This is a genomic window from Brucella sp. HL-2 (assembly GCF_025846885.2).
Lineage (GTDB): Bacteria > Pseudomonadota > Alphaproteobacteria > Rhizobiales > Rhizobiaceae > Brucella > Brucella quorumnocens.
Map to the genome: position 1 here is coordinate 283,638 of NZ_JAOYTK010000001.1, position 11,504 is coordinate 295,141.

An 11,504-nucleotide genomic window follows, 5' to 3' on the forward strand; every position below is an offset into this window, starting at 1 on the left:
GGTTCTGAGGGTCTGACTCCCATCGGAACTGTGGTAGATTGCGCTTTCAATTCATGACCACATTGTCGAGCAGCCTTTGATGGCAGCGCGTCGATATCTGGTCGTCTATCGAGGATAAACTTATGGCACGTTCTCCAGATCCGAAAGGCTCGGGCGGCCTTTCTCAACGACAGCTGCGCGTGGGCGAGCAGGTGCGTCACGCATTGGCTCAGGTGCTTCAGCGCGGTGAAATTCGCGATGATCTGATCGCAAAGACCGTTATTTCCGTATCGGAAGTGCGCATGTCTCCTGATCTCAAGATCGCGACCTGTTTCATCACACCACTCGGCAGTTCTGACGTTCAGGCTGTAATTAAGGCATTGGCCTCAAATGCGAAATTCATTCGTGGTCGCGTGGCTCCAAGCCTCGCACAAATGAAATATATGCCTGAATTCCGTTTCCGGCCCGATACGAGCTTTGACAATTTTTCAAAGATCGATGCTCTGCTCCGTTCCCCGGAAGTGGCGCGCGATCTAGTGCGTGACGATGAAGAAAATGACGAAGCGGATCATAACGCTCCCCGCAATGGAGACGAATAAAGCATGGCAAGACGGGGCAAGAAAAAAGGCCGTCCGGTTTCTGGCTGGGTCATTTTTGACAAGCCGAAAGGTATGGGATCGACCGAAGCAGTCTCGAAGATCAAGTGGCTTTTCAATGCTGAAAAGGCCGGTCACGCCGGTACACTCGATCCGCTTGCTTCCGGCATGTTGCCCATTGCACTTGGTGAAGCCACCAAGACTGTGCCTTACGTCATGGACGGCACCAAGGTTTACCGTTTTACGGTGACCTGGGGTGAAGAGCGCTCCACCGACGATCTTGAAGGCGTTGCCACCAAGAATTCCGACAATCGCCCATCCAGCGACGAAATTCAGGCCTTGTTGCCAAATTATACCGGCGTGATTTCGCAGGTTCCGCCGCAGTTCTCCGCCATTAAGATCGCGGGCGAGCGCGCCTATGATCTGGCACGTGAAGGCGAGACGGTAGAAATCCCGGCCCGTGAAGTCGAGATTGATCGTCTGGAAGTGGTGGGGTCGCCGGATGCTGATCGCACCGAGTTTGAAGTCGAATGTTCGAAGGGCACCTATGTGCGCTCACTTGCCCGCGACATGGGCCGCGATCTTGGCTGCTTTGGTCACATTTCTGATCTGCGCCGCATCGAAGTAGCTCCTTTCACCGAAGAGGATCTGGTGACACTGACGGAGCTTGAAGAAGTCTGGCCACCGCTCCCACCCAAGAAGGAAGAGGGCGAGGCCGATGCTGAGGCCGAGGTTATGGAACAGCCGGCACCACGCCGTGACTTTTCGGCTCTTGACGCTCTTGTCATAGATACGGGTGCTGCTCTTGATTGCCTGCCACAGGTTCCACTGACAGATGATCAGGCGCAGAGGGTGCGTCTTGGGAATCCGGTTATCCTGCGTGGCCGCGATGCACCCTTGGAAGCCGATGAAGCCTGTGTAACAGCACACGGCAAGTTACTTGCAATTGGCTATATCGAGCATGGTCAGTTCAAGCCGAAGCGCGTGTTTACTGCGGGCTAAACAGCCGAAGCATATTTGACGCTGGCATTATTGCCATTTTTGCACTATATGCCCCTCAGCGATCGTATTAAAATACGTCAGATCGTGTAAATGGCCCGCGCTGGACGACATCCCGGCCTGGGCGTCTCTTTTTCCTCTCATCAAGAAAGGGTGTACGATGTCGATTACTGCTGAGCGCAAGCAAGCACTTATCAAGGAATTCGCTACCAAGGAAGGCGATACCGGTTCTCCTGAAGTACAGGTTGCCGTTCTTTCCGAGCGTATTTCGAACCTTACGGATCATTTCAAGGGCCACAAGAATGATAATCATTCGCGTCGCGGCCTTCTGAAGCTGGTTTCGCAGCGTCGTCGTCTTCTTGACTATGTCAAGGGCATCGACCAGGCACGTTACCAGGCGCTGATCGGCCGTCTCGGCCTGCGCCGCTAACGGTAAAATCGGGCGACGTCTTCAAACGTCGCCCGTTTGATTTGGAGCGTATCCAGAACGATGCGCGCAGATATTACTGTGTTCTAAGGACGAGCGGATAGCCGCTTTCCTGAAAGAGAATACGTTTATAGGGCAAATGCCCATCTGGCATGAGACGGCGCACTGGGTGCATTCCGTCATGCCAACCGAGCCATGAGGCTCATGACCTGGACCAGTCATGGGGCAGGATTGCAGGTAGTTCGGCGGGTACGATCCCGAAAAGTTGCAGACTTTTCGGATCAGAGAATACCCGGGAAAAGTATGATCCCGAAAAGTGGGAACCGGTTTTCGGATAAGATCATACTATCAAAGCTGAACTTCCCGTTGTCTTGCCCGTGGCATGTCCGCCAACCCGGATGATGTCCCAGCGCTTTTGCGCGGCGTCTCCACATAAGGACTAGATATGTTCAACACACATAAAGTTGAAATCGAATGGGGCGGTCGTCCGCTCATTCTGGAAACCGGCAAGATTGCGCGTCAGGCTGACGGTGCAGTTCTCGCAACTTATGGCGAAACCGTCGTTCTAGCGACTGTTGTTTCTGCCAAGGAACCAAAGCCAGGTCAGGATTTCTTCCCGCTGACCGTCAACTATCAGGAAAAGACCTACGCAGCTGGTAAAATCCCAGGTGGCTTCTTCAAGCGTGAAGGTCGTCCAAGTGAAAACGAAACCCTCGTTTCGCGCCTGATCGATCGTCCGATCCGTCCGCTTTTCGTTGATGGCTACAAGAACGACACACAGGTTGTTCTGACCGTCATTCAGCACGACCTTGAAAACAATCCCGATGTTCTGTCGATGGTTGCAGCTTCTGCTGCATTGACCATTTCCGGCGTTCCTTTCATGGGTCCGATCGGCGGCGCTCGCGTTGGTTATATCAACGGCGAATACGTACTGAACCCGAATATCGACGAAATGCCAGAATCCAAGCTCGATCTGGTTGTTGCCGGTACTGCTGATGCTGTTCTGATGGTTGAATCGGAAGCTCAGGAACTTTCTGAAGAAGTTATGCTCGGCGCCGTTGTTTTCGGTCAGAAGGGCTTCCAGCCAGTTATCGACGCGATCATCAAGCTTGCTGAAGTTGCTGCGAAGGAACCACGCGATTTCCAGCCGGAAGATCTGTCCGACGTCGAAGCCAAGATGCTCGCAGTTGTCGAAAACGATCTGCGCGACGCGTACAAAATCACCGAAAAGCAGGCTCGTTACGTTGCTGTTGACGCAGCGAAAGCCAAAGCGAAGGCTCACTTCTTCCCAGAGGGTGTTGAAGAGCCAGAATTCTCGGCTGAGAAGTTTGCGACCGTTTTCAAGCACCTGCAGGCGAAGATTGTTCGTTGGAACATTCTCGACACAGGCAACCGCATCGATGGTCGCGATCTGTCGACTGTTCGTGCAATCGTTTCAGAAGTCGGCCTTCTGCCACGTACCCACGGCTCGGCGCTGTTTACCCGCGGTGAAACGCAGGCAATCGTTGTTGCCACGCTCGGCACCGGCGAAGACGAACAGATGATCGATTCTCTGACCGGTACGTACAAAGAATCCTTCATGCTACATTACAACTTCCCGCCATACTCGGTTGGTGAAACCGGCCGTATGGGTTCGCCGGGTCGTCGTGAAGTTGGCCACGGCAAGCTTGCATGGCGTGCGATCCACCCAATGCTGCCAGCAGCTGAACAGTTCCCTTACACGATCCGTACCGTTTCCGAGATCACGGAATCCAACGGTTCTTCGTCGATGGCAACTGTTTGCGGCACGTCGCTGGCGCTGATGGATGCAGGCGTTCCAATCACCCGCCCGGTGGCTGGTATTGCTATGGGTCTGATCAAGGAAGGCGAGCGTTTCGCGGTTCTTTCCGACATCCTGGGTGATGAAGATCACCTTGGCGATATGGACTTCAAGGTAGCTGGTACTGAAAACGGTATCACTGCGCTTCAAATGGACATCAAGATCGACGGTATCACCGAAGAGATCATGAAGGTCGCTCTGGAACAGGCTAAGGGCGGTCGCGTTCACATCCTCGGCGAAATGAGCAAGGCTCTTTCGACGTCGCGTGAAGAACTCGGCGAATTCGCTCCACGCATCGAGGTCATGAACATTCCTACCGACAAGATCCGTGATGTTATCGGTTCGGGTGGTAAGGTTATTCGTGAAATCGTCGAAAAGACTGGCGCGAAGATCAACATCGAAGACGATGGTACGGTCAAGATCGCTTCGTCGAACGGCAAGGAAATCGAAGCCGCCAAGAAGTGGATTCATTCGATTGTTGCTGAGCCAGAAGTTGGCGAAATCTACGAAGGTACGGTTGTTAAGACCGCTGACTTCGGCGCGTTCGTAAACTTCTTCGGCCCACGTGACGGTCTGGTTCACATCTCGCAGCTCGCTTCCGATCGCGTTGCCAAGACCACTGACGTGGTTAAGGAAGGCCAGAAAGTCTGGGTCAAGCTCATGGGCTTTGACGAACGTGGCAAGGTTCGCCTGTCGATGAAGGTTGTCGATCAGGAAACCGGCAAGGAAGTTGTTGCAGAAAAGAAGGCAGAAGCTGACGCTGAATAACGCTTGATCCCAAAAAGTTACAGACTTTTTGGATAAGATCATGCGGTAAGCGAAACGCTGTCTCTATCAAACTATAAAAGCGCGCTTAAAAGGCGCGCTTTTTTGTTGCACGTGAATCAATTCAAGACCATGGATGAGCCATGATGACACCGGCACAAAAAACACTCTTTCTTCCCTTCGATCAGGGGATTCTGGACCTTCCCGAGGAAGGGCAAACCTATCTTGGCTGCGGTATCGCTGCAGACCGTCTGCTTGAGGACGAATGGAAGCGGGCTTTGACCTGCCTGCAACCTTGGCGACCTGATTGGCTGGCGCTGAAAAAGGAAGGCTTTCAGGTTGAGCCAAGGCTTGCCGCAGACACGCGTTATTCCGGTGGGCTGCTCCTGCTCGGAAAACACCGCGGACGCAACGAAGCGTGGTTTTCGGAGCTTCTGGCGCGTGTTGAGCCGGGCGGCTGGATCGTCGTCTCCGGCGACAAAAAGCTCGGCGTCGATAGTTTCCGCAAATGGGTCGGCAATATCGCAGAAATCAGTGACAGGCTTTCCAACAACCACGCAGTCTCATTCTGGCTTCAACGCCCTGCTGATCTCAGCGACAATTTCATTGCGGCCCTGCGTCCGCCGGAAAGTGTGATCGATGATGTATTCCGCACCGAACCCGGCATGTTCTCGCATGGCGCGATCGATAAGGGATCGGCACTGCTGGTCCCACATATGGAGAAGATCGTTTTCGGTAACGTTGCCGATCTTGGCGCAGGTTGGGGCTATCTCGCGGCACAGAGCCTCAAATATGCCGACCGCATCAAGAGTATTGATCTTTTTGAGGCTGATTACGAGGCGCTGGAAGCCGCACGCGGTAATCTGGAATGTCTTGGCGCATCCGTGCCGCTCTCGTTCAATTGGTTTGATGTGACGAGCGAAAAAATGGCGGGTATTTATGATACCGTGATCATGAACCCGCCCTTCCATGAAGGTCGTGCAACCGACATGTCGCTTGGGCAGACATTTATCGCTGCAGCTGCTTCGCGACTCAAGATCGGTGGTCGTCTATTGATGGTCGCAAACCGTCAGTTGCCCTACGAGGTGACGCTCAAGAGCCTGTTCAAGAATGTGACCGTTCTTGAAGATGCCAAGGGCTTCAAAATATTCGATGCTAAGAAATGAAATGAAAAAAGGCCGCCGATGAGGCGGCCTTTTCTTTAATTGTTTGGCTTATTCACCGCGTTCAGCGTCTGAGCTTTTCAGCTCTTCCAGCGTTGGCATCGAAACGATGTTGTAGCCGGAATCGACATAATGGATTTCACCGGTGACACCGCTCGAAAGATCAGACAGCAAATAGAGTGCCGATTTACCGACATCGTCAATATCGACGGTGCGGCGCAGCGGCGAATTGCGGCGCTGATAGCTGAAGATTGCGCGTGCATCACCAATACCAGCACCGGCCAGCGTGCGAACCGGACCAGCCGAGATCGCGTTTACGCGAATCCCTTGCGGACCGTAATCGGCAGCCAGATAACGAACCATTGCTTCGAGGGCTGCCTTGGCAACACCCATGACATTGTAGTTCGGGATCGTGCGGGTGGAACCGCCATAGGTCAGCGTCAGGATCGAGCCACCGTCCTTCATGAGCTTTTCTGCGCGCTGCGCCATTTCCGTGAAGGAGTAGGCGGAAATCACCATTGTACGGCTGAAATTTTCGCGCGTGGTGACGTCTGCATAGCGGCCCTTCAGTTCGGTCTTATCGGAGAAGCCGATGGCGTGAACGATGAAGTCGAGCTTTCCCCACTTCTTCTCGATTTCAGCGAAAACGGTATCGACCGATGTGATATCTTCAACATCGCAAGGCAGGACGAAATCCGAACCAACCTGTTCGGCCAGCGGCTTCACGCGCTTGCCGAGTGCATCACCCTGATAGGTGAATGCGAGTTCTGCGCCCTGTGCCGCGAGTTGCTTTGAAATTCCCCAAGCCAGCGAGTGGTTATTCGCGACCCCCATAATGAGGCCGCGTTTTCCTTGCATCAGACCTTCCATATTGTCCCTCTCCGTCAGCTCTGATAGCGCTGGAAGACCAGCGTTGCATTCGTGCCACCAAATCCAAACGAGTTGGAGAGCACGGTATTGAGCTGAGCATTATCGATGCGTTTGCGAACGATAGGCATGTCCGCGAATGCAGGATCCAGTTCTTCGATATGAGCGCTTTCGCAGATGAAATTGTTCTGCATCATCAAAAGCGAGTAGATGGCTTCCTGCACGCCTGTGGCACCCAGCGAGTGACCGGTCAGCGATTTGGTAGCCGCAATTGGCGGACAGGCATCGCCTGAGCCGAAAATCTGGCGAATCGCATCGATTTCCGGTGCATCACCTGCGGGCGTCGAGGTCGCATGTGGATTGATATAGTCGATCTTGCCTTTGACGGTCGAGAGCGCCATCTTCATGCAGCGCACGGCACCTTCGCCCGATGGGGCAACCATGTCGTAGCCGTCAGAAGTTGCGCCGTAACCGACGATCTCGCCATAAATCTTGGCACCACGCGCAAGCGCAGTTTCCAGATCTTCCAGCACGAGAACGCCAGCACCGCCGGCGATAACGAAGCCATCGCGGTTCTTGTCATAAGCGCGCGAAGCTTTGTCAGGCGTGTCGTTATATTTGGACGACATCGCACCCATGGCATCAAACAGCACTGAAAGGGTCCAGTCGAGGTCCTCACAGCCGCCCGCGAAAACGCGGTCCTGCTTACCATACTGGATCATTTCATAGGCATTGCCGATACAATGATTCGACGTCGCACAAGCAGACGAAATCGAATAATTCACGCCCTTGATCTTGAAGAAGGTTGCAAGCGTTGCCGATGCTGTCGAGCTCATGGCTTTCGGCACGGCAAACGGTCCAACGCGCTTCGGACCCTTTTCACGGGTGATGTCGGCACTATCGACAATCGTGCGTGTAGAAGGACCGCCCGAACCCATGATGATACCGGTACGATCATTGGAGACTTCGTCTTCCGAAAGTCCCGCATCGGCAATCGCCTGATCCATGGCGATATGATTCCATGCCGTGCCACGACCATGAAAACGCATGGCGCGGCGGTCGACGAGAGCCTCGACATCGATCTTGGGGGTGCCGTGAACCTGGCAACGGAAACCGAGTTCGGCATATTCCTCAGCGCGTGAGATGCCGGACTTGGCATCGCGCAGCGAGGCCGTGACCTCTTCGGTGTTATTTCCAATTGAGGATACAATCCCCATACCCGTTACGACCACACGCCGCATCGCGTTCTCCTTTACACCTGTTCCGTGAGATCAACCGGTGAAGGCTGACCGTTGTACCCGGTTACATAGGTGCGATCTTCGCATGTTTTGAGCGCGGCTGCATGAAAACTCGATATTTTTTGCAGTCGCGCCCGTGAATTGTAGATGATCAGGCGCTTTGGGCGTCGCCATCTTTTGACAAGCCGACTCGTAGGTCGCTGGCTTTGTAGATTGTTTCGCCATCGGCTTTCAGCCAGCCGTCAGCCGTTCCCAGCACCAGACGGCCACGCATGACGCGCTTGAAATCGATGCCATATTGCAGAAGCTTGGTGTGAGGGCGAACCATGCCCTTGAACTTCACTTCACCGGTGGACAGCGCCATGCCGCGGCCCGGCTCACCGAGCCAACCGAGGAAGAAGCCTGTCAGCTGCCACATGCCATCGAGGCCAAGGCAGCCCGGCATGATTGGATTGCCCTGAAAATGGCATGGGAAATACCAGTCGTCGGGGCTTACATCGTATTCGGCACGGATAAAGCCCTTGTCGAACTCCCCACCGGTTTCGGAAATTTCGGTGATGCGATGCACCATCAGCATTGGTGGCAGGGGGAGCTGTGCATTGCCGGGACCGAACAACTCGCCGCGTGCGCAGCTGAGGAGCTCTTCATACCCGTAGCTCGATTTCTGTTCTGCCATTACGCCTCCCTTGAGGATCATTCTGATGTGGTCATTCCTGTTGTCAGGACCGACCGGGTTGTCGTCGTTTCCGGAACATCCCTAACACAGTCTGTTTCCGGCAGTAAAATATTGCAGAGGGTTTTCCCAAAAAAGCAGGGAATTACCATGCCTATTGATACTTAATTCGCAACGGCATATATCAATGTCAGTAGGCAATGGGCAACAGCCCGTTCAATGTTTGACGAAATTGCTACAAGCTTGTGACGGATCCAAGGGTGAATATGCAGAATTATCATGCCCACCACTCGATGGTTTCAATGGAAGAACGACTTCGCGGCGCTGGTTTGCGCCCGACGCGTCAGCGTGTTTCGCTCGCCAACCTGATCTATGCTCAGGGCGATCGCCACCTGTCCGCTGAAGACCTTCATGAAGAAGCGGTGCTCGCCGATGTACCGGTTTCGCTTGCGACCGTCTACAACACGCTGCATCAGTTTACCGAAGCCGGTATGCTGCGCATTATCGCGGTTGAGGGGTCGAAAACCTATTTCGATACCAATATTTCCGATCACCAGCATTTCTTCCTCGAAGGGGAGAATGTGGTTTTCGATATTCCGCATGGTGAGCGCGGCCAGCCAACGGTTTCCAATATGCCTGAAGCACCTGAAGGTATGGAAATCGTCAATGTGGATATTATCGTCCGGCTGCGCCGTAAGACGCGCTAAGCGTTCCGATATCGGTTTTGAGAAAGCGGTCTTCTGGACCGCTTTTTTGTTGCGTATCGTGGTCTAAAGTGATTCATCCGCCCCATCACCTTTCACAGGCGCATTTAACGCTGACCTGCCAACCAAGCATAAATGCGTCGAAAACGATTTGACTGGAGACATCTATGCGTAAGTTGATCATTGCGGCCACCGCATTCGCGCTATTCTCAACCGGGAGTGCTTTCGCTGAGAAGATTCGCATTGGAGTGACACCCGGTCCGCACGCGCAGATCATGGAAAAGGTCAAGGAAGTCGCAGCCGCCAAGGGCGTCGAGATCGATATTCAGGAATTTTCTGATTATGTGATTCCCAACATGGCTTTGGCTGATGGTTCGCTTGAGGCAAATTCGTTCCAGCATCAGCCTTATCTCGATAATCAGGTAGCAGATCGCGGCTTTCCGATTGAAACGGTAGCGCCGACGGTCAACTTCCCGATGGGCATGTATTCCAAGAAACTGAAGAATGTTTCCGAACTGGCAGACGGTTCCACCATTGCTATTCCAAACGATCCGACCAATGGTGGCCGTGCACTTCTGGTGCTCGCCGATAATGGACTCATCAAGCTTGATGCTGCCAAGGGCCTGAAGGTTACGTCCATTGATGTAACGGAAAATCCGAAGAACTTGAAGTTTGTGGAACTGGATGCCGCACAGTTGCCTCGCTCGCTTGAAGATGTGGACGCTGCTGTCATCAACACCAACTACGCTTTGGAAGCTGGCCTGAACCCGGCAGGTGACGCACTTATCCGCGAAGGTGAAAAAGCACCTTACGTGAATGTGCTGGTCGTCCGTACGGCTGACAAGGATGCCGAATGGGTAAAGACGCTGATCAGCACCTATCATAGCCCGGAAGTGAAGCAGTTTATCGCTGAAACCTTCAAGGGCTCGGTAATCCCGGCCTGGTAATAGTTGGGTTAATCTGAAATGCCGGAGCGGGGCGAGTGATCGCCCCGCTTTTTTAATCTTTCAATTGCATCTCGATATTGGCAAAGGGAAAACCGTTATCGTCTTCAGCACGACGGCTGATTTCCTGAAAGCCGAGTTGCTTATAGAAGCGGTATGCTCTTTCATTATTGACATAAACTTCGAGCGAAAGTTCGCCCTTCATCGCCAAAGCGTAGGCAATCAACGTACGCCCTATGCCATGGCCTTGAGCGGCTGGATTGACGAACAAGCCGCCGATGAAACTGCCCAGTAGGCCGATAAAGCCGACAGGCTTGTTATCTATGATAGCAACCCAAGTCTCAGCCTTTTCGAGATAGACGTCTTCGATCAGCTTTTGTTGATCGCGAAGCAGGTCTGATCCCAGAAATGCATGAGCTTCAAGAGAAGCGCGATACCAGATTGACGATAAGGTTTCTTTGTCCGCAGCCTCATAGGCACGGATCGTAACCGACATATTTTTCATGATTATTCCAGAGTTTTGATATGCACAAATATCCCACCGCAACGGCGGGGTTCAAATCCGTTAAAACGGCAGCGATGAACTTCTGCGCATAAAACTCCTTCTTAATTTGTTTGAGAGAAGTACCGTCACTGGCACTTACTCGTCAAGCGTCGACGTTTGCTTTCGTGGATCAGTCGAAAACTTCGTCGGGGTAAACGCCCCAGAGATCGGATTGTTTGATCCAGCCGCGAGTGCCCTGCATGTCCATTCGACACCACTGGCCATTGCATTGGCGAACTGTGCCGATCACATTGGGTTCGATTTCTGCCGCAAGCCCCGAGGTTTCGGTTGGGTCGCGATGCATGGTGATCATCGAACCTTCATTATTCTTGAGCCATGGTGCGGTGATTGCTGTGCGCTTGCCCGACAGAAGTGACTGATAAACCCAGCCTTCGGTGCCATCAGCATCGCGAATGCGGCGCCAGTTGTCGTATTCCTGAATGATTTCGACAGGCAGACCCGACTTCATAAAGAGCCAGGACACGGCATAGTCACGGCCCGGCCCCACGCGCAAGTTGACGCGCGCAGGCTTGAGACTGACAAAGCGTGGCACGGGCAGGCCACTTGCGCCCAGTGTCGTGCCTGACGTCGCTTGAGCCATTGCGGCATGTTGGTGCGATGCGCCAAGCGGTCCAATGACCAGCAGCATTACGATGCTGCCAAGCACTGCCATAAAAAAGCGTTGCGAAAGTACTCGGTACAATTCTGACCTCTCGCCGTCCTGTCATGTCGAGCAGTTTCAGGGCAAGGGGGAGGGACCGACTGAAACTCTGAAAACGAATAACT

General features: G+C 53.4%; 12 protein-coding genes. 7 read left to right on the forward strand and 5 right to left on the reverse strand.

Annotated elements, in window-relative coordinates:
* The first annotated feature begins 122 nt into the window (after positions 1-122).
* The 5 genes from rbfA (at position 123) to OIV19_RS01400 (ending at position 5,751) form a co-directional block, all read left to right on the forward strand.
* Entirely contained in the window at positions 123-578 is a 456-nt protein-coding gene (gene rbfA / locus OIV19_RS01380) for a 30S ribosome-binding factor RbfA (protein WP_264230471.1), read from the forward strand.
* A gap of 3 nt (positions 579-581) precedes the next feature.
* On the forward strand, positions 582-1,577 hold the full coding sequence (gene truB, locus OIV19_RS01385) for a tRNA pseudouridine(55) synthase TruB (RefSeq protein WP_264230472.1): 996 nt from the start codon (positions 582-584) through the stop codon (positions 1,575-1,577).
* A gap of 157 nt (positions 1,578-1,734) precedes the next feature.
* Complete coding sequence (rpsO, locus tag OIV19_RS01390) at positions 1,735-2,004, forward strand: 30S ribosomal protein S15 (RefSeq protein WP_095447798.1); 270 nt, start codon at positions 1,735-1,737, stop codon at positions 2,002-2,004.
* Positions 2,005-2,446: 442 nt separating this feature from the next.
* Positions 2,447-4,588, forward strand: a complete 2,142-nt coding sequence (gene pnp / locus OIV19_RS01395) for a polyribonucleotide nucleotidyltransferase (protein WP_095447799.1) — start codon at positions 2,447-2,449, stop codon at positions 4,586-4,588.
* Between the two features lie 140 nt (positions 4,589-4,728).
* Positions 4,729-5,751: a class I SAM-dependent methyltransferase gene (locus OIV19_RS01400; RefSeq protein ID WP_264230473.1), complete on the forward strand. Its 1,023-nt coding sequence runs from the start codon at positions 4,729-4,731 to the stop codon at positions 5,749-5,751.
* A gap of 48 nt (positions 5,752-5,799) precedes the next feature.
* Here OIV19_RS01400 and fabI read toward each other — a convergent pair whose 3' ends face one another.
* The 3 genes from fabI to fabA all read right to left on the reverse strand — a co-directional run bounded on the left by fabI (position 5,800) and on the right by fabA (position 8,529).
* The gene (fabI, locus tag OIV19_RS01405; protein ID WP_095447801.1) at positions 5,800-6,618 is read right to left on the reverse strand and encodes an enoyl-ACP reductase FabI; all 819 of its coding nucleotides are present in this window, start codon (positions 6,616-6,618) and stop codon (positions 5,800-5,802) included.
* 14 nt (positions 6,619-6,632) lie between these two features.
* Complete coding sequence (gene fabB / locus OIV19_RS01410; protein ID WP_095447802.1) at positions 6,633-7,856, reverse strand: beta-ketoacyl-ACP synthase I; 1,224 nt, start codon at positions 7,854-7,856, stop codon at positions 6,633-6,635.
* 148 nt (positions 7,857-8,004) lie between these two features.
* Positions 8,005-8,529, reverse strand: a complete 525-nt coding sequence (fabA, locus tag OIV19_RS01415; RefSeq protein ID WP_151094821.1) for a 3-hydroxyacyl-[acyl-carrier-protein] dehydratase FabA — start codon at positions 8,527-8,529, stop codon at positions 8,005-8,007.
* A gap of 263 nt (positions 8,530-8,792) precedes the next feature.
* Between fabA and irrA the strand changes: the two genes are divergently transcribed.
* Positions 8,793-9,233, forward strand: coding sequence for an iron response transcriptional regulator IrrA (gene irrA / locus OIV19_RS01420; RefSeq protein ID WP_095447804.1), 441 nt, complete (start codon positions 8,793-8,795; stop codon positions 9,231-9,233).
* A gap of 164 nt (positions 9,234-9,397) precedes the next feature.
* The gene (locus tag OIV19_RS01425; RefSeq protein ID WP_095447805.1) at positions 9,398-10,177 is read left to right on the forward strand and encodes a MetQ/NlpA family ABC transporter substrate-binding protein; all 780 of its coding nucleotides are present in this window, start codon (positions 9,398-9,400) and stop codon (positions 10,175-10,177) included.
* Positions 10,178-10,229: 52 nt separating this feature from the next.
* Here the strand turns inward: OIV19_RS01425 and OIV19_RS01430 are convergent, their stop codons facing one another.
* Positions 10,230-10,679: a GNAT family N-acetyltransferase gene (locus OIV19_RS01430; RefSeq protein ID WP_264230474.1), complete on the reverse strand. Its 450-nt coding sequence runs from the start codon at positions 10,677-10,679 to the stop codon at positions 10,230-10,232.
* Between the two features lie 169 nt (positions 10,680-10,848).
* Complete coding sequence (locus OIV19_RS01435; RefSeq protein WP_095447807.1) at positions 10,849-11,421, reverse strand: SH3 domain-containing protein; 573 nt, start codon at positions 11,419-11,421, stop codon at positions 10,849-10,851.
* Between the last annotated feature and the right edge of the window lie 83 nt (positions 11,422-11,504).